Origin of the sequence: Rhizobium skierniewicense Ch11 (genome assembly GCF_023757665.1) — a bacterium.
Classification (GTDB): domain Bacteria; phylum Pseudomonadota; class Alphaproteobacteria; order Rhizobiales; family Rhizobiaceae; genus Agrobacterium; species Agrobacterium skierniewicense.
In genome coordinates, this window is record NZ_RXPG01000029.1 from 35,835 (window position 1) to 52,932 (window position 17,098).

19 protein-coding genes are annotated in these 17,098 nt (G+C 58.4%); 9 read left to right on the plus strand and 10 right to left on the minus strand.

The features are described from left to right. Positions 1-121 precede the first annotated feature (121 nt). Complete coding sequence (gene dut / locus EKM04_RS18535) at positions 122-592, minus strand: dUTP diphosphatase (protein ID WP_183896619.1); 471 nt, start codon at positions 590-592, stop codon at positions 122-124. Between the two features lie 90 nt (positions 593-682). On the opposite strand from dut, the gene EKM04_RS18540 reads away from it, so the two are divergent. Next, positions 683-2,266 (plus strand): peptide chain release factor 3, encoded by a 1,584-nt coding sequence (locus EKM04_RS18540; protein ID WP_183896620.1) that lies wholly within the window; start codon positions 683-685, stop codon positions 2,264-2,266. Positions 2,267-2,313: 47 nt separating this feature from the next. Here EKM04_RS18540 and gshB read toward each other — a convergent pair whose 3' ends face one another. From gshB to rsmI, 9 genes are all read right to left on the minus strand, one after another. After that, complete coding sequence (gene gshB, locus EKM04_RS18545; protein WP_183896621.1) at positions 2,314-3,270, minus strand: glutathione synthase; 957 nt, start codon at positions 3,268-3,270, stop codon at positions 2,314-2,316. A gap of 103 nt (positions 3,271-3,373) precedes the next feature. Further along, complete coding sequence (locus tag EKM04_RS18550; protein ID WP_183896622.1) at positions 3,374-3,880, minus strand: cupin domain-containing protein; 507 nt, start codon at positions 3,878-3,880, stop codon at positions 3,374-3,376. Between the two features lie 375 nt (positions 3,881-4,255). After that, a complete protein-coding gene (locus EKM04_RS18555; RefSeq protein WP_183896623.1) occupies positions 4,256-5,362 on the minus strand; it encodes a sn-glycerol-3-phosphate import ATP-binding protein UgpC in 1,107 nt (368 codons plus the stop codon). A gap of 11 nt (positions 5,363-5,373) precedes the next feature. Beyond that, positions 5,374-6,216, minus strand: coding sequence for a sn-glycerol-3-phosphate ABC transporter permease UgpE (gene ugpE, locus EKM04_RS18560; RefSeq protein WP_174151924.1), 843 nt, complete (start codon positions 6,214-6,216; stop codon positions 5,374-5,376). Between the two features lie 12 nt (positions 6,217-6,228). Further along, positions 6,229-7,200: an ABC transporter permease subunit gene (locus EKM04_RS18565; RefSeq protein ID WP_183896624.1), complete on the minus strand. Its 972-nt coding sequence runs from the start codon at positions 7,198-7,200 to the stop codon at positions 6,229-6,231. A 252-nt stretch (positions 7,201-7,452) separates the two neighbouring features. Further along, complete coding sequence (locus EKM04_RS18570; protein ID WP_183896625.1) at positions 7,453-8,751, minus strand: extracellular solute-binding protein; 1,299 nt, start codon at positions 8,749-8,751, stop codon at positions 7,453-7,455. Positions 8,752-8,878: 127 nt separating this feature from the next. After that, positions 8,879-9,451, minus strand: a complete 573-nt coding sequence (locus EKM04_RS18575; RefSeq protein ID WP_183896626.1) for a sugar O-acetyltransferase — start codon at positions 9,449-9,451, stop codon at positions 8,879-8,881. Positions 9,452-9,463: 12 nt separating this feature from the next. Further along, on the minus strand, positions 9,464-9,823 hold the full coding sequence (locus EKM04_RS18580; protein WP_183896627.1) for a YraN family protein: 360 nt from the start codon (positions 9,821-9,823) through the stop codon (positions 9,464-9,466). Further along, positions 9,813-10,721, minus strand: a complete 909-nt coding sequence (gene rsmI, locus EKM04_RS18585) for a 16S rRNA (cytidine(1402)-2'-O)-methyltransferase (RefSeq protein WP_252094090.1) — start codon at positions 10,719-10,721, stop codon at positions 9,813-9,815. The genes EKM04_RS18580 and rsmI overlap by 11 nt, the downstream gene beginning before the upstream one ends. 288 nt (positions 10,722-11,009) lie before the next feature. Here rsmI and dnaN point away from each other — a divergent pair, with 288 nt between their 5' ends. From dnaN to EKM04_RS18625, 8 genes are all read left to right on the plus strand, one after another. Continuing rightward, positions 11,010-12,128 carry a DNA polymerase III subunit beta gene (gene dnaN / locus EKM04_RS18590; protein ID WP_174151918.1) on the plus strand — a complete coding sequence of 373 codons (1,119 nt, stop codon included), beginning with the start codon at positions 11,010-11,012 and terminating at the stop codon, positions 12,126-12,128. Between the two features lie 188 nt (positions 12,129-12,316). Next, on the plus strand, positions 12,317-12,910 hold the full coding sequence (gene pmtA, locus EKM04_RS18595; RefSeq protein ID WP_183896629.1) for a phospholipid N-methyltransferase PmtA: 594 nt from the start codon (positions 12,317-12,319) through the stop codon (positions 12,908-12,910). Between the two features lie 14 nt (positions 12,911-12,924). Further along, positions 12,925-13,530 (plus strand): histidine phosphatase family protein, encoded by a 606-nt coding sequence (locus EKM04_RS18600; protein WP_183896630.1) that lies wholly within the window; start codon positions 12,925-12,927, stop codon positions 13,528-13,530. After that, positions 13,527-14,219 (plus strand): orotidine-5'-phosphate decarboxylase, encoded by a 693-nt coding sequence (gene pyrF, locus EKM04_RS18605; RefSeq protein WP_183896631.1) that lies wholly within the window; start codon positions 13,527-13,529, stop codon positions 14,217-14,219. The genes EKM04_RS18600 and pyrF overlap by 4 nt, the downstream gene beginning before the upstream one ends. Positions 14,220-14,232: 13 nt before the next feature. Beyond that, positions 14,233-14,520 (plus strand): DUF1330 domain-containing protein, encoded by a 288-nt coding sequence (locus EKM04_RS18610; protein ID WP_183896632.1) that lies wholly within the window; start codon positions 14,233-14,235, stop codon positions 14,518-14,520. Positions 14,521-14,638: 118 nt separating this feature from the next. Further along, positions 14,639-15,619: a complex I NDUFA9 subunit family protein gene (locus EKM04_RS18615; RefSeq protein WP_183896633.1), complete on the plus strand. Its 981-nt coding sequence runs from the start codon at positions 14,639-14,641 to the stop codon at positions 15,617-15,619. Positions 15,620-15,959: 340 nt separating this feature from the next. After that, positions 15,960-16,115 (plus strand): hypothetical protein, encoded by a 156-nt coding sequence (locus EKM04_RS18620; RefSeq protein ID WP_164470679.1) that lies wholly within the window; start codon positions 15,960-15,962, stop codon positions 16,113-16,115. A gap of 232 nt (positions 16,116-16,347) precedes the next feature. Beyond that, on the plus strand, positions 16,348-17,040 hold the full coding sequence (locus tag EKM04_RS18625) for a glutathione S-transferase family protein (RefSeq protein WP_174151912.1): 693 nt from the start codon (positions 16,348-16,350) through the stop codon (positions 17,038-17,040). Positions 17,041-17,098: the final 58 nt, after the last annotated feature.

The following is a 17,098-nucleotide window of genomic DNA, read 5'->3' on the forward strand; positions in this document are numbered from 1 at the left end:
GCTCAATCACGCGTGTAAGTGTCCGCCCCTGCAACCTTGCACAACGGTCATGATAAGACAAGAACAAGAAGTGAACAATTTCACGTATGCCGCGCGGAAAATTGCAACGGGTTGTCAGCCATCAGACGCCGGTAGAGCCGAAACCACCGGTGCCACGCGCGGTATCCGAGGTCTCGTCGACCTCGACAACGGTCACTTGAGTGACGGGCGCTACGACCATCTGGGCGATGCGCATGCCGCGTTCGATGACGAAATCGTCTTGGCCCAGATTGGCGAGGATGACTTTGACCTCGCCGCGATAATCGCTGTCCACCGTTCCCGGTGAATTGAGGCAGGTGATGCCGTTCTTGATGGCAAGGCCGGAGCGCGGGCGGATTTGCGCCTCAAAACCTTGGGGGACTTCGAAGATGAAGCCGGTGGACACCAGTGCGCGGGCGCCCGGTGTCAGCACCACCGGCGCATCCCCGGCGACGGCGGCACGCAGGTCCATGCCAGCCGCTCCCGGCGTCTCGTAGGAAGGCAGCTCGATGCCCTGTGCATGGTCCAGACGAACGAGATTCAGGGCGGGGCGATTTTGGTTTTCTTTGGTCATGCGGCATTAGTTTTCCTTGTGCGCGCCAAGGTCAATTGCAAAAGCGGCCCCGAAACGCTAGATACCGCGCAATTCCACAGGATTTGTTTGATGCCCGAAACACTCGCCGAGGCGGTTTCCCGCCGCCGCACCTTCGCTATCATCGCGCACCCGGACGCCGGTAAGACGACGCTGACCGAAAAGCTGTTGCTGTTCGGCGGCGCCATTCAGCTGGCCGGTGAAGTGAAGGCGAAGAAGGATCGCATCCAGACGCGGTCCGACTGGATGAAAATCGAGCGCGAGCGCGGCATCTCGGTCGTGACCTCGGTGATGACCTTCGAATATGACGACAAGGTCTACAATATTCTCGACACGCCGGGCCATGAAGACTTTGCCGACGATACCTACCGCACGCTGACGGCGGTGGATGCCGCCATCATGGTCATCGATGCCGCCAAGGGTATCGAGCCGCGCACCCTGAAGCTGTTCGAAGTCTGCCGCATGCGCGACATTCCGATCATCACCTTCGTCAACAAGATGGACCGCGAAAGCCGAGACATCTTCGAAATTCTCGACGAGATCGAGGAAAAGCTGGCGTTGGACACGGCACCGATCACCTGGCCGATCGGTCGTTCCAAGAGCTTCTGCGGTTCCTATTATCTGGCCAGCAACAAGGTTCGCGGTTCCGACACGGAAGTCGAGGCAACGCAGGTGAATGGCCCGCAGGACGTGGCCAGCCGGTTGCCGGAAAACGAGCGCGGGGCCTTTATCGAGGAAACGCAGCTGGCGCTGGAGGCGTGCCGTCCTTTTGACCGCGAGGCCTTTCTGGAGGGACATCTGACGCCGGTCTTCTTCGGCTCCGCGCTGCGCAATTTTGGTGTGCGAGACCTGATCAACGCTCTCGGCGACATTGCGCCGCCACCGCGCGACCAGGTGGCCGATACGAGAACGGTTCACGCGGCCGAAGAAAAAATGACGGCCTTCGTGTTCAAGATTCAGGCCAATATGGACCCCAACCACCGCGACCGCATTGCCTTTGCGCGCATCTGCTCCGGTAAGCTGGAGCGTGGCATGAAGGCGCGGCTGGCGCGTACCGGCAAGCAGATGGGCCTGACGGCACCGCAGTTCTTCTTCGCGTCGCAGCGACACATTGCCGATACGGCATTCGCGGGCGATGTGGTGGGCATTCCCAACCACGGCACGTTGCGCATCGGCGACACGCTGACCGAGGGGGAAAACCTGGTGTTTCAGGGTGTACCGAACTTCTCGCCCGAGATTCTGCGCCGCGTGCGGCTGGAAGATGCGATGAAGGCGAAGAAGCTGAAAGAAGCGCTTCACCAGATGGCCGAAGAGGGCGTCGTACAGCTGTTTTCTCCCGAAGACGGATCGCCCGCCATCGTCGGCGTTGTCGGTGCCTTGCAGCTGGATGTTCTGAAGGAACGGCTGATGGGCGAGTACGGCCTGCCGGTTTCGTTTGAAATGTCGCGTTTCTCGATCTGCCGCTGGATTTCCTCGGATCAGGCTTCGGATATGGAGAAATTCCTGACCGTCAAGCGCGGCGATATTGCCCGCGATCTGGACGGTGACCCGGTGTTTCTGGCGCAGGATGCGTTTTCGCTGCGCTATGAAGCGGAACGCTATCCGGCTATCAAGATGGCTGCGATCAAGGAGTATCACGTCGCCAAGGCGGCGTGAGTTGTAAGACGTGGCGAAAACCTCAGGTTTTCGCCACTCCAAACGGCTCAGCCCTGCGCGTCGCGCTTGCGCTCGATCGCGTCCCACAAGAGGCTGGCGACATCGGCACCGCCGAATTTCTTGACTTCGCGGATGCCGGTGGGTGACGTGACGTTGATTTCCGTCATGTAATCGCCGATGACATCGATGCCGACGAAGAGGAAGCCGCGCTCCCGCAATGCGGGGCCGATACGCTGGCAGATTTGCTTTTCGCGGGCCGTGAGCTCTGTCGGTTCAGGACGGCCACCGGCGTGCATGTTGGAGCGGGCATCGTTTTCCGCAGGCACGCGGTTGATGGCGCCAACCGGCTCGCCATCAACCAGAAGGATCCGCTTGTCGCCCTTGCGGACATCCGGCAGATATTGCTGGGCGATATAGGGTTCGCGGAACATCTGGCCGAACATTTCCAGCAGCGAGGAAAAATTGCGATCATCGCGGGTGGAGTGGAAGACGCCTGCGCCGCCATTGCCGTAAAGGGGTTTGAGGATGATGTCGCCCATCTCTTCGCGGAACCGGGCAATCTCGCTCACGTCCTTGGTGATGAGCGTGGTGGGCATGAGGTCGGCGAATTCGGTGACGAAGATCTTTTCCGGCGAATTGCGCACCCATGCCGGATCATTCACCACAAGCGTCTTGGGGTGGATGCGCTCCAGCAAATGCGTGGAGGTGATGTAGGCCATGTCGAAGGGTGGATCCTGGCGCAGATGGATAACATCCATGGTGGCGAGATCAACACGCTCCGGTTCAGACAAAGAGAAGTGATCGCCCTTGATATCGCGCAACTGCATCTGTTCGACGGTGGCGTAGATCTTGCCATCTCGCATCGACAGACGATCCGGTGTGTAATGGAACAGGCGGTAACCGCGGGCCTGCGCCTCAAGGCTGATCGCGAAGGTGCTGTCGCCTGCGATGTTGATGCCGGAGACATGATCCATCTGGATCGCGACGTTCTTGATTTTGGCCATGCGCAATTTCCTTTTGAAAGCCCGAAATGTGTAGGGCAGGCAAGCTTCAAAGGCAACTGCTACGGAGTGGCGTATCTATGAGTTTTATTGACGGTTTCGGGGCTTACAGCGAGGGCGTTTTGGCCGGCAACAGCTTGTTCTTCAAGCGATAGGCAAAGGCGATCGGCGCCGGGAAAGGGCGGCGCAGGAAGGCGACCTTGCGCACATAGGTATCCACACGCCATGTGGCCCAGGTGCCGGCCTTGAAATAGGCAACGTCGCCCGTTCGGAGCATATGAATGGTGCCATCTTCCGCAGTCACATGGACGTCGCCCTCGACGATATGGACCGTTTCGTCCCAGGCGAAGAACCAGCGGAACGTGCCAGCCGTGCAATCCCACAGAGCGGTATAGGCGGCGCGATCTGCACTTCTGGAATGGTCTGCCATGCGGGCTACGGGTTCGCCTGCGAGGATCCAGTCCGGGTTGATGGGGGCGGGTTGCATGATCAGGCCGCTGGAAGCAGCCGATACAACGGTTTGCGTCCGCCCGACACTCCTGGCGCGCGGCATCAGCGGCACGGCGCGGGCCGCCATTGCAGCCACACTTGCGATCATGACATGAAAAACCATATTGCGTCCCCAACCTTGCAATGGAAACGCCCTAGCACAGATCGAGTAAGAATGCTCTTCCTTAAATTGAGACAAGTTTAACGACGTGCATTTCCAGCCGACTTTTAGAGCGTTTCCTTGTTAAATGGAAACAGTTCTGTTGGTTCAAACGGGATCGACTGCTTGTCCGGATGGCGCGTGGCGTAGCCTTAGCATACGGCCAAGCCGTCCGGGCAGGCAGATGGCCCGTTTCAACCAACCCGGAGGGCCGGGCATATTTCCGCCGGGACAAAGGCGATCGGCTCGACCGTACCTCAGGGTATGCCCTTCGCCAATCGCCTTTGTCCTGACGAAAATCTGCTCCGGCAGAACGTTTCCATTTAACAAGGAAACGCTCTAATGGGCCGCGACACGCTGCTCCGCTGGCTGACGCGGCATGACATCGGCGCTGGTCGTGATGCGCTTGCCGGTGTCATTGTGGAAGAAATGCAGCTTTTCGCGCGCAATCGCCAGCAACATCTCCTGCGGCATCTCGGTTTCGGCAGCGCAGGCCACGGTCAGAACCTGATCGCCCACCAGACCATGGAGGAGACGCTGCGAGCCGAGCTCCTCGATATAATCCACGCGGAAAGGGATGCCCTGTTCACCGGCGCGGGCAATCCGCAGGTCTTCTGCGCGCATGCCGACCGTGACAGGGCCGGAGGCCGGGGCATAACCATTGAGCGAGAGCGTGGCGGGGCCGATGGCGAGCCTGTCGCCGTGCAGTTCGCCTGCCAGGAGGTTCATGGCGGGCGAGCCGATGAAGCTGGCGACGAAGGTGGAGGCTGGCTTGTGGTAGACCTCCAGCGGCGCGCCGATCTGTTCGATACGACCGGCATTCAGCACCACCAGACGATCTGCCAGCGTCATGGCCTCCAGCTGGTCGTGGGTGACGTAGATGGAGGTGGTGCCAAGACGGCGTTGCAGGCGCTTGATCTCGCCGCGCATGGAAACGCGCAGCTTGGCATCGAGGTTCGACAGCGGCTCATCGAACAGGAAAGCGGCGGGCTTGCGCACGATGGCGCGACCCATGGCGACACGCTGGCGCTGACCGCCCGACAAAGCCCGCGGTTTGCGATCCAGATAGGGCTGAAGCTCCAGCATGCGGGCGGCTTCCGCCACGCGCGCATCGATCTCGTCCCTAGGCGTCTTGCGGTTTTTCAGGCCGTATTCCAGGTTCTGGCGAACCGACATATGCGGATAAAGCGCGTAGTTCTGGAAGACCATGGCGATGTCGCGGTCGGCGGGCTCCACGTCATTGACGACGCGGTTGCCGATGCTGACCTTGCCTTGAGATATCTCCTCAAGACCGGCAACCATGCGCAACAGCGTGGACTTGCCGCAACCCGACGGGCCGACGAGGACGATGAATTCCCCGTCCTTGATGGAGATATCCACATCGTGAACGGCGCGTATGCCGTTGGAGTAATCCTTGCAGACCTGACTGATTTCGATTTCGGCCATTGTGGTTGTCCTTACTTATCGCTTTCGGTGAGGCCCTTGATGAACCAGCTCTGGAAGATGACGACGATCAACACAGGTGGCAGCATGGCCAGAACGGCGAGCGCGAACGCTTCGTTGTAATCGGGAATTTGCGAGCCGACCCAGACCTGAAGGATCTGTTTGATGCCGCGCATGATGGTGAAGAAGCTCTCATCACTAGTCATCAGCATGGGCCAGAGATACTGGTTCCAGCCATAGACGAACATGATGATGAAGATGGCCGCCATCATGGTGCGCGACAGAGGCAGCAGGATATCGATGAAGAACTTGACCGGCCCTGCCCCATCGATACGGGCAGCTTCCAACAGTTCATCCGGCACGGATTTGAAAAACTGCCGGAAATAGAAGGTGCCGGTGGCCGATGCCAGAAGTGGTACAATGAGGCCGGTATAGGAGTTCAACAGTCCCAGTTTGCTCATGACCTCATAGGACGGCATGATGCGGACTTCCAGCGGCAGAAGCAGGGTGGTGAAGATGACCCAGAAGGCAAGCGTGGCGAAGCGGAAGCGGAAATAGACGATGGCGTAAGCCGCCAGCATCGACAGCACGATCTTGCCGACAGCAAAGCCGATGCCGAGGATCAGCGAGTTGATGACCATGTTGAGGCCGGTGATCTGACCCGTAAAGCCACCCTTCTGGGTCAAGACCTTCTCATAGGTGCCGACGAAATTGTCTCCCGGCAGAAGCGTCAGGCCATTCATATGGATCTGCGCTGCCGTATGCGTCGACGTCATGAAGGCGACCACCACAGGCATGATGAGAAACAGCGAACCGATGATGAGGATCAGGTGATCGAGGGGCTTTGTCTTGTACATGGTGAAAATCCCTCAACCGTAATGGATGCGTTTTTCGAGGAAACGGAACTGGATGACCGTCAGCACGAAGACGACGATCATCAAAATGACCGATTGAGCCGATGAGCCGCCAATGTCATTGCCGCGGAAGCCATCCACATAGACCTTGTAGACAAGGGTAATCGGGTTGTTGGCCGCCTTGTCCTTCACCATCACGTCGATGACGCCGAAAGTATCGAACAGTGCATAGGTGATGTTGATGATGAGCAGGAAGAAAGCGGTGGGCGCCAGAAGCGGCATGATGACCGTCCAGAACCGGCGAAGGCCGGAGCGGCAATCGATGAAGGCGGCTTCGCGCACCGACACCGGCACGCTTTGCAGGCCCGACAGGAAGAAGATGAAATTATAGGGGATCTGTTTCCAGACGGACACGAAAATCATGGCGAAGGCGGTATCGAAATAGGTGACACCGACCTGCATGTGCCAGCCGAAGAAGGCGGCCATCTTGACGAAAGGGCCGATGTGCTGGTCAAAAAACATCATGCCGATGAGGCCCGCAACCGGCGGAGCGATGGCATAGACCGAAATCAGCAGCGTCTTGTAAGCCGAAGCGCCGCGAATGATCGCGTCCGCCTTCACCGCCAGCAAAAGGCCGAGCGCCAGTGAAAAGACGGTAACGAGAACAGTGAAAATCACCGTGAACTTGGCGATGTTGAGATATTCGGCGCTGAATAGCGCATCGGAATAATTGGCCATGCCGACGAAGGTGGAGCCGAAGCCGAAGGGGTCTTCGATATAGAATGACGACTGAACGGCCTGTACGGACGGCCAATAGAAGAAGACGAAAATGACGATGAGTTGTGGCGCGATCAACAGATAAGGCAGCGCGGACGACGAAAACTGCACCCGTTTGGCGGGCTGCGCCATCTCGACAGGCTTCTTGGCCTTGGCGGCGACGCCGGGAATGGGCCGGACGAGACCCGGCTGGGACGAAGTATAGGCCACGCGCGCGAACCTTTGTGTGTTGTGGGCGTCTCTTCATGTCTGAAGCGAGGCCGGGATCATGGACAGGTCTTACCCACTTGCTCGACGTCATCCTCGGGCTTGTCCCGAGGATCTGACCACGTTCAATGTTGTGGTTCGTTAGATCCTCGGGACAAGCCCGAGGATGACAAAAGAGAAACTGGCTAGCCTTCAGACAACCAACGGACCTCCCTCATTCTGAAGGGAGGCCCATTTCTTATGGCTTCAGTTCAATCAACCGGCAGTCTTGGCAAAACGGGCCAGAAGCTCGTTGCCTTCCTTTTCGATGATCTCCATGGCTTGCTTCGGCTCGACTTCACCGGAGAAGATGCGGCCATATTCGCGTTCCATGATGGCGCGGATCTGTGGGTAGAAGCCGAGGCGGTAGCCCTTGGACCATTCACCACCTGGAAGAGACAGCTGCTTGATGCCGACTTCGGCAACGGGCTGCTTCTCGTAGAAGCCTTCCTTCTTGGCAAGCTCATAGGCCGCCTGGGTGATGGCGACGTAACCGGTTGCCTCGTGGTAGAACTTCTGGATTTCGGGCGATGTCAGGAACTGGAAAAAGTCAGCCACGCACTTGTTTTCGGCGTCCGACTTGCCGGACATGGCAAACAGGGCAGCACCACCGATGAAAGAGTTGGTGCCAGCGCCCTTGATGGAGCCCCAATAGGGCAGGAAGGTTGCGGAGAACGGCATCTGTGCCGTCTTCTGCAGGCCGCCGAAGGAGCCGGAAGACCCGATCCACAGCGCGACCTTGTTTTCTTCGAACGGCTTCTGGTTATCGTTCCAGCCAGCGCCGTAATAGGCGAAATAGCCCTGATCCTTCCAGGCCTTCAGCTTGTCGAACATCATGACGAGGTTGGGATCGGTGACCTTCAGCTTAGTGTCGACAACGCTGTCGTAACCATTGTTGTTTGTGGCGAACTGAAGGTTGTTACGCGAGAAGAAGTTCTCGGTGAATTCCCAGGTCAGTTGCGTCTGAACGAGGGGAATGAAACCGGCTTCCTTCAGTTTCGGCGCTGCGGCCTCGAACTCTTCCCAGGTCTTGGGGGCTTCGACACCGGCCTTCTTCAAGGCTTCGGTGTTGTAGTACATGATCGGCGCAGACGAGTTGAACGGCATGCCGACGAACTTGCCATCGGCAGCGGCGTAGAAGTTCCGCACGCCGGGAATGAAGGCTTCGCGATCGAATTTGTAACCGGCCTTGTTGATGATGTCTTCGGCCGGAATGATCGCGCCCTTGGCATTGATGATGGTGGCGGCACCGGCATCGAAGACCTGAAGGATGTTCGGCTGTTCGCCTGAACGGAAGGCCGCGATGCCGCTGGCGAGCGCTTCTTCGTAAGAGCCCTTGGAAACAGGCGTCAGTGCACAATTGGTCTGCGCGGCATTGAACTTCTGCGATACTTCATTGATGACTTCGCCGTTGCGGCCACCCATGCCATGCCACCAGGTGATGTTGGTCGCCGCCATGGACGATGTCGCCGAAAACGTGATGGCCATTGCAGCCATGGAAAACTTCTTGATCATAGTTCCGATCCTCTACCGCCCTTGTTGGGTGAGGATGCGAATAGGCGCGTTCCATGACGTCTCGTTTACGGTTTTATGTCGGATTTATAACAGTACGGCACCAAGAAGTGCTCCATGACTTCACGCATCAATCACGAGTTGCCGGCAACGATGCCGAAACGAGGCGGGCGGGATTTCCGACCACAGTCTGACCGGCGGCGACATCTTTCGTGACGACCGAGCCCGCGCCGATGATCGCGCCATCGAAAATGCGGATGCCGGGCAGGATGATCGCCCCGCCGCCAATCCAGACATTGTTGCCAATGGTGACGGGTTTGGCGATCTCGATGCCACGTGCGCGCTGCGCGCCATCCCTATGGTGATCGGCGCAATAGATCTGCACGCCGGGGCCGAGCATGGAACCGTTTCCTATGGTGACGGGGCCGGAATCCAGAATGACGCATCCCGCGTTGAGATAGGTGTTTTCACCCAGCGAAATATTGAAGCCGTAGCTGCAATGAAACGGTGCTTCGATGAAGGCGGTTTTGGAGACGGACCCAAAGAGAGAGCGCAGAAGCGGGGCCATTGCACCACGGGCATCCGGCACCATGCTGGTGTGTTGGTGGACGGCCCGGCGGGCCGCGACACGCAGGGCATCGAGTTCATCATCCAGACAGCAATACCATTCTCCCGCTGCCATTTTCTCCCGTTCGCTGCGCATCCACTTGTCTCCCTAGAAAGCGTCGATGAAATGTTTGGGCATGCGGCGCGGCAGGACTGCAACGATATCGAAACGCAGCGATAAAGCAGCGGCGTCCTTACGACGTGACAGCCAGAGATCGGCGGCGGCGCGGATGCGGACTTGCGACGCGGAGCTGACCGCATCGATAGCGCCTGTTTCAGAGGCCCGTGCCTTGACCTCGACGAAGGCGATCACGTCCTTCTTGCGTGCGATAATATCGATTTCACCCGATCGGGTGCGGTAACGCAGGGCGAGGATGCGATAGCCCTTCACCAGCAGATAAAGCGCTGCCCAATATTCGGCAATATGGCCGCGCCGTTCGGCCCGGCGTCTGCTTGCCTCACGCGCCATCGCTACCCTTCAGGTCAAGGATGCGCTGGTAAAGCTCCTTGCGCGGCAGGCCGGTGAGTTTGGCGGCCTCTGCGGCCGCTTTTGCGGCAGGCATGGTGGAGACAAGGTCTTTCAGCAGCTTTTCGACGTCTTCCATATCAGGAATTTCGTCATAGGACGGCGGCTCGATGAGGAGCACGATCTCGCCTTTGACGATACGGTCTTCGTTATAAAATTCCGTCAGTTCACCCAGCGTGCCACGGCGGAACTCTTCGAAGGTCTTCGTCAGTTCCCGACATACGACGGCGCGGCGGTTCGGCCCCAGAACCTCCGAGGCGACCTTTATGGTGGCGCAGATGCGGTGCGGGGATTCGAAAAACATCATGGTCGCCGGAATTTTCGAAAGCTCGGAAAAACGGTCGCGCTTGCCCTTGTCCTTGACTGGCAGAAAGCCTGCGAACATGAAAGCGTCGCTCGGCATGCCGGAGCCGACCAGCGCAGCCAAAGGTGCCGAAGCGCCCGGAATGGGCACGACGCGGTGGCCCGCCTCGACTGCCATTTGCCCCAGGCGATATCCGGGATCGGAGACCAGCGGCGTGCCCGCATCCGACACCAGCGCCACGGATTTTCCGGCATCCAGGGCAGCGATGAGCTTGGGGCCGGCCTCTTCGGCATTGTGCTCGTGATAGGAATAGGGGCGATTGCGGATACCGTAACGGTCCAGCAGAATGCGGGTGACACGGGTGTCCTCACAGGCCAGAACATCAGCAGAGGCCAGTGTTTCCAGCGCCCTTAAGGTGATATCTCCGAGATTGCCGATGGGGGTGGCGACCAGATAGAGTGCGGCATCGATGGGGCGTGCAGGCACGGTGAAGCCACCGACCTTGAAACCGCGGCCCGTGCCGTCTGCGTCGTCTATCGTCTGGTCGCTCACCGCTTCATCTGTCACTGCATCATTCCCGTCCTGTGGTATTTCCCTGTCTTTATGGGCAAGACGGCGCCTGCGAACAAGGGCCGTTGTTGGCGCTCACGTCATGTAAGGGAATGTATAGCGTGGAAAATTGAGGAATGACGCGGTCTGGCCCCTTGCCTTTTCCTCGATAACTCTGCCATTTTGCCCGTCCACATTATCCGGCCAAAATGCCGGAGACACTATCTTGGCGATCCGGCCTATCCAGGATCGCATCGGTTGAAAGCGGAAGTCTTCATGCGTATTACCCTCGAGCGGTCGAACCTTCTGAAATCGCTGAACCACGTTCATCGTGTGGTGGAACGGCGCAACACGATTCCCATTCTGTCCAACGTGCTCTTGCGCGCATCCGATGCCAAGCTGGACATGAAGGCGACCGACCTCGATCTCGAAATCACCGAAGCGACACCAGCGATGGTGGAACAGGCCGGTTCGACGACGGTGCCCGCGCATCTGCTGTATGAAATCGTGCGCAAGCTGCCTGATGGTTCCGAGGTTCTTCTGGCCACCAATCCCGATGGCTCGACCATGACGGTTGCATCCGGCCGCTCGAAGTTTTCGTTGCAGTGCCTGCCGGAAACCGATTTCCCGGATCTCACGGCCGGGACCTTCAGCCACGTCTTCAAACTGAAGGCAACTGACCTGAAAATGCTGATCGACCGCACGCAGTTTGCGATTTCGACCGAAGAGACACGCTATTATCTGAACGGCATCTTCTTCCACACGATCGAAAGCGGCAACGACCTGAAGCTGCGTGCCGTCGCCACCGACGGCCACCGTCTGGCACGCGCCGACGTAAACGCGCCGTCCGGTTCCGAGGGCATGCCCGGCATCATCATTCCACGCAAGACGGTGGGCGAGTTGCAGAAGCTGGTCGATAACCCCGAACTGGAAGTGACGGTCGAGGTGTCCGATGCCAAGATCCGCATTGCGATCGGCGACATCGTTTTGACGTCCAAGCTGATCGACGGTACGTTCCCGGATTACCAGCGCGTCATCCCCACCGGCAACGACAAGGAAATGCGCGTCGATTGCCAGTCGTTTGCCAAGGCAGTGGACCGCGTCTCGACCATCTCGTCCGAGCGTGGCCGCGCGGTAAAGCTTGCCATCACCGAGGGGCAATTGACGCTGACCGTCAACAATCCGGATTCCGGCAGTGCGACGGAAGAAGTCGCGGTTGGGTACGAACACGAAGGCATGGAGATCGGCTTTAACGCCAAATACCTGCTGGACATCACGGCGCAGCTTTCCGGCGAAGACGCGATTTTCCTTCTGGCCGACGCGGGTTCACCGACGCTTGTGCGCGACAATGCGGGCGATGACGCCCTTTACGTGCTGATGCCGATGCGCGTTTAGCGTATTCTCACCTCGTGAAAACGCAAAAAAGCCGGTGACCGCCTCACCGGCTTTTTTGTTTGCAGATTTTCCCCAGTTATCGACATTTTCCTGTTGCGACATTTTTCATTGTCTTTACGACAGTTCGAAACAACATATCGCCACAGTTTCACCAAATGTTGTTTTGACGGAACACAGAGGGGGACCGGATGGGACTGAGCCTGAAACAGCGCTTCGGCAGGAAATTCGAAGAGGAAATTCGTTTCTTCAAGGGAATGGTCAACCAGCCGAAAAAGGTAGGCGCCATCGTTCCGACCTCCGGTGTGACCGCACGGCGCATGGCCAGTGTCATCACCCCGCAATCCGGCCTGCCCGTGCTGGAACTTGGGCCTGGAACCGGCTGTATCACCAAGGCTATTCTAGGCCGAGGCGTGAGGCCGGAAAACGTGACGGCCATCGAATATTCCACGGACTTCTACCAGCAACTGCTGCGCAGCTATCCGGGCGTGAATTTCATCAATGGCGATGCTTTCGATCTGGACACCACGCTGGCGGCGCAAAAAGACCAGATGTTCGATTGCGTCATCTCAGCCGTACCAATGCTGAACTTCCCGATGGCCGAGCGCATCCGTCTTCTCGACGACCTGCTCAATCGCGTGCCGCATGGACGTCCGGTCCTCCAGATTTCCTATGGCCCGATGTCGCCGATCGTGGCGCAACCGCACCTCTACCACATTCGCCACTTTGATTTCGTGGTGCGCAACATTCCGCCCGCACAGCTGTGGACCTACACCCGCGCCTGAGCTAGCGTAGCATCATGTACGCGCTTTACATCACCCACCCACAGGTCAGGATCGACGCCGATGTGCCGGTTCCCCATTGGGGGCTGTCGGAGTTGGGCGTCGAAAGAACACGCAAGGCCAGTGCCCTGCCCTGGGCCAAGACATTGCGCCGCATCGTCAGCAGCGCCGAGAACAAGGCCACCGAAACCGCGCAGATTGTTGCATCGGTGAGCGGTGTTGCCGTTGAGACCGTTCCCAACATGCACGAGAACGACAGGAGTGCGACGGGGTTTCTGCCGCCGGACCAGTTCGAGGCAGCGGCGGACTGGTTCTTTGCCCACCCACATGCCAGCTACAAGGGTTGGGAAACGGCCATCGATGCGCAAGCCCGAATCGTATCGGCTGTCGAGACTGTTCTCGCTGACCATGATCCTATGCTGCCAATTGCCTTTGTGGGACATGGCGGCGTCGGAACCCTGCTGAAATGCCACCTCGCAGGAAGCCAGATTACCCGCAGCACCGACCAGCCTGCGGGTGGTGGCAATCTGTTCTGTTTTACCCTTGCAGACCGGCGCATCACATGCGACTGGACGGCAATGGAAACGTGGCAGGGGGAAACATGGCAGGGGATGAGACTATGACCGCACGCGAGCGCCTGATCGTCGGGCTTGACCTTCCAACCGTGGCTGAGGCCGAAAACATTGTCAGCGCACTCGGCGACGATGTCCTGTTCTACAAGATCGGCCACCAGCTGGCCTTTGCGGGCGGGCTGGAATTTGCCAGGGAACTGGCGCAAAGCGGCAAGAACATCTTCCTCGACATGAAGCTCCTCGACATCGACAACACGGTGGCTTCGGGTGTAGAAAACATCGCCAAGATGGGCATGTCGATGCTGACGCTGCATGCCTATCCGAAAGCGATGCGGGCGGCGGTCAAGGCGGCGCATGGGTCCGGGCTGACGCTTCTGGGCGTCACGGTTCTGACCTCCATGGACGACGCCGATCTGCTGGATGCCGGATATCAGGGTGACGCCCGTTCTCTGGTGCTGAAACGCGCCGCACAGGCGCGGGACGCAGGCATGGGTGGCATCGTTTGCTCGGCGGAAGAATCTGCCGCTGTGCGTGAGATCGTCGGTTCTGATATGGCCGTCGTTACCCCCGGCATTCGCCCTATCGGTGGCGACGCCGGCGACCAGAAGCGGGTTGTGACACCATTCGATGCGATCAGGGCTGGCTCCAGCCATCTGGTGGTAGGCCGACCCATCGTCAAAGCAGCCGATCCAAAGGCTGCGGCGCTTGCCATTCTGGACGAGATGTCCAGAGCACTCTGAAAAGGATAAGACCATGGCCAAGGGATACTGGATTGCACAGGTGGATGTGCGCGACGCCGAGCGCTACAAGGACTACATCTCCACCGCCAAACCCGCATTCGAGCGGTTCGGAGCGAATTTTCTGGCACGCGGTGGCGTTGTGACGCAACTCGAAGGCAAGGGTCGGGCCCGCAATGTCATCATCGAGTTTCCCTCGATGCAGCACGCGCTCGATTGCTACAACTCCGACGAATACCAGCAGGCGCTGAAAATCCGCCAGGAGGTGGCCGATACCGAACTGATGATCATGGACGGCACCTGATCATCGTCCAGCAACCGTTCATTCTGGTTGGCCACAAACGCTGTTCTCTCTTCCCGTTGCATCGGCTTTAAGCTAAGAGACGGAAACGCATATATTCAACGCTTCGCAGGAGCCTCCCATGCCATTGGCCAACCTTCCCCCTCTCGTCACCGTTTTTGGCGGCTCGGGCTTTGTCGGGCGGCATGTTGTGCGTTTTCTGGCCAAGCGCGGCTATCGCATTCGTGTTGCCGTTCGCCGTCCCGATCTGGCCGGTTTCTTGCAGCCATTGGGCAATGTCGGGCAGATTTCCTTTGTGCAAGCCAATCTGCGTTACAAGGAGTCCATCAACAAGGCCGTTGAAGGCGCCGACCATGTGGTCAACTGCGTCGGCATCCTGTTCGAGAGCGGTCGCAACACCTTCGACGCCGTACAGGAATTAGGTGCGCGCGCCGTGGCCGAGGCCGCAAGGAACGCAGGCGCAACCCTGACGCATATCTCCGCCATCGGCGCCGATGCCAATTCGTCCGTTGGTTACGCCCGCACGAAAGGCCGTGCCGAAGCTGCGATCCGCACGGTTCTGCCGGATGCCATCATTCTGCGTCCCTCGATCGTGTTTGGACCGGAAGACGATTTCTTCAACAAATTCGCCGGTATGGCGCAGCGTATGCCGTTTCTGCCGCTGATCGGCGGCGGGCACACCAAGTTCCAGCCCGTCTATGTCGAGGACGTGGCCGAAGTCGTGGCACGCAGCGTCGATGGCGCGCTGAAGGCTGGCGCGACCTATGAGCTGGGTGGTCAGGACGTCATGACATTCCGAGACTGTCTCGAGGCGGTGTTGGCAGCGACCTATCGCCAGCGCCCGCTGATCAATCTGCCCTTCGGCATCGCATCGATGATCGGCAAGGTCGCATCGATGGTACCGCTGATCACGCCGCCACTGACGGCCGATCAGGTCACGATGCTGCGCAACGACAATATCGTATCCGCAGAGGCCGCCAATTCCGGGAGGACGCTCGACGGTCTCGGCATCACACCGGTACGCGTCGCATCCGTTCTGCCGTCCTACATGGTGAGCTACCGCACCCACGGACAGTTCAGCAAAACAGGCAAAGCCGCTTAAGCCCTTATCCCGCTTTGGATGGAAAATCGGCGTCCAGCTCGCGGGCGTTACGCTTTTAAAAAAGGGCGTGCAACCAAATCCAAACCCATGAGTTATGCATCCAACGGGCAGCGATCACGTTCGCTGCCTTTTCTTTCGTATGTGGGGGCACATCATGACATCAGCACGACACTGGACCAAGCGTGGCACATGGGCAACTGTGAACAAGAGTTCGCATTAACCCGGTGTTCAGCAAGGTCCTTTATTGCTAAACGCCACATCCTACACACAATCCAGAACCTAACAATCATCGTGCGGCGGCTGGTGTCGTTGCGGTCATCGTCTGAAAGGCAAATATAAAATGGGCAAGTCTATCGCACTCTTTTTTGCGTGTGCGGCGTTGGTTGTTCTGGCAGGTTCGTTCATGGCGCCGGGCACGGTCGCAGCTGGCAAGACCGGTTGTTCGCCAGCCTATGGCGTCGATCCATGCGCCACGAGCTCGATCTCGGCAAACTGATCGATTTCAAGCAAAGCGCTTGTGCCATGAGTTTAGAAAAGCGCCATCGGGTTGATCGAAGGCGCTTTTTTCGTGAGTGAACGCGCCTTTTCAGCGATAAAGTGATGTGGCAATCGCTCGGCTGTTAAACTTGTCTTAAAAAAGCTGAACTTATAGTTTCTGCACAGGCCATCGTTTGTCCGCCGCCTGGCGATAAAGACAACCCTTCCTTTCACAAAAAATCTGAGTGCCTATGCCAACCCTTTTTCATTCTCCCATGTCGACCGCATCCCGATTCGTCCGGCTGATCCTGACCGAATATGGTTTTCAGGCGGATCTGGTCGAGGAGCAGCCTTGGGAAAAGCGACGGGAGTTTCTGGCACTTAACCCGGCGGGAACGCTGCCCGTCTATCTCGATGACAACATGCGCTCGCTCTGCGGTCCCTATGTTCTGGCAGAATTTCTGGACGAGACCCATGGTGTGCTGAAACGGGACAGACGCCTTCTGGCCGAAGATCCGTTCCAGCGCGCCGAAATCCGCCGCCTGACGGAATGGTTTCTACAAAAGATGGAAACCGACGTGACGCGACCGCTGGTGCGCGAACGTGCTTACAAATTGCAAATGTCGACTGCACAGGGTGGTGGCCCGCCTGACAGCAAGCTGTTGCGCACCGCGCGTTCCAACGTCCATCAGCATATGAAATATCTGGAATGGCTGGCAGGTTCGCGCACATGGCTTGCGGGCGACCGGCTGAGCTACGCCGATCTCGCTGCGGGTGCCTCCGTATCCATTCTCGATTATCTCGGCGAGATCAACTGGCTCGAAGCCCCCATTGCCAAGGAATGGTACCAGCGCGTCAAATCGCGCCCATCCTTCCGACCGCTGCTGACAGAGCGGGTGCCGCGGCTTGCGCCCTCGTCCCATTATGCGGACCTGGATTTTTAAGCCTGCGACATCGGCTTGCGGTATAATGATGCACGACGCGGTTTCATTGCGCCGCGCA

Excerpts from the sequence above, each read along its gene's own strand:
- EKM04_RS18625 (WP_174151912.1), top strand. The coding sequence starts at position 16,348 with ATGCCAACCCTTTTTCATTCTCCCATGTCGACCGCATCCCGATTCGTC.
- ugpE (WP_174151924.1), bottom strand. The coding sequence starts at position 6,216 with ATGTACAAGACAAAGCCCCTCGATCACCTGATCCTCATCATCGGTTCG.
- EKM04_RS18615 (WP_183896633.1), top strand. The coding sequence starts at position 14,639 with ATGCCATTGGCCAACCTTCCCCCTCTCGTCACCGTTTTTGGCGGCTCG.
- EKM04_RS18580 (WP_183896627.1), bottom strand. The coding sequence starts at position 9,823 with ATGGCGCGTGAGGCAAGCAGACGCCGGGCCGAACGGCGCGGCCATATT.
- dut (WP_183896619.1), bottom strand. The coding sequence starts at position 592 with ATGACCAAAGAAAACCAAAATCGCCCCGCCCTGAATCTCGTTCGTCTG.
- dnaN (WP_174151918.1), top strand. The coding sequence starts at position 11,010 with ATGCGTATTACCCTCGAGCGGTCGAACCTTCTGAAATCGCTGAACCAC.
- pmtA (WP_183896629.1), top strand. The coding sequence starts at position 12,317 with ATGGGACTGAGCCTGAAACAGCGCTTCGGCAGGAAATTCGAAGAGGAA.
- EKM04_RS18570 (WP_183896625.1), bottom strand. The coding sequence starts at position 8,751 with ATGATCAAGAAGTTTTCCATGGCTGCAATGGCCATCACGTTTTCGGCG.
- EKM04_RS18550 (WP_183896622.1), bottom strand. The coding sequence starts at position 3,880 with ATGGTTTTTCATGTCATGATCGCAAGTGTGGCTGCAATGGCGGCCCGC.
- EKM04_RS18620 (WP_164470679.1), top strand. The coding sequence starts at position 15,960 with ATGGGCAAGTCTATCGCACTCTTTTTTGCGTGTGCGGCGTTGGTTGTT.
- EKM04_RS18575 (WP_183896626.1), bottom strand. The coding sequence starts at position 9,451 with ATGCGCAGCGAACGGGAGAAAATGGCAGCGGGAGAATGGTATTGCTGT.
- EKM04_RS18540 (WP_183896620.1), top strand. The coding sequence starts at position 683 with ATGCCCGAAACACTCGCCGAGGCGGTTTCCCGCCGCCGCACCTTCGCT.
- gshB (WP_183896621.1), bottom strand. The coding sequence starts at position 3,270 with ATGGCCAAAATCAAGAACGTCGCGATCCAGATGGATCATGTCTCCGGC.
- EKM04_RS18610 (WP_183896632.1), top strand. The coding sequence starts at position 14,233 with ATGGCCAAGGGATACTGGATTGCACAGGTGGATGTGCGCGACGCCGAG.
- EKM04_RS18555 (WP_183896623.1), bottom strand. The coding sequence starts at position 5,362 with ATGGCCGAAATCGAAATCAGTCAGGTCTGCAAGGATTACTCCAACGGC.
- pyrF (WP_183896631.1), top strand. The coding sequence starts at position 13,527 with ATGACCGCACGCGAGCGCCTGATCGTCGGGCTTGACCTTCCAACCGTG.
- EKM04_RS18600 (WP_183896630.1), top strand. The coding sequence starts at position 12,925 with ATGTACGCGCTTTACATCACCCACCCACAGGTCAGGATCGACGCCGAT.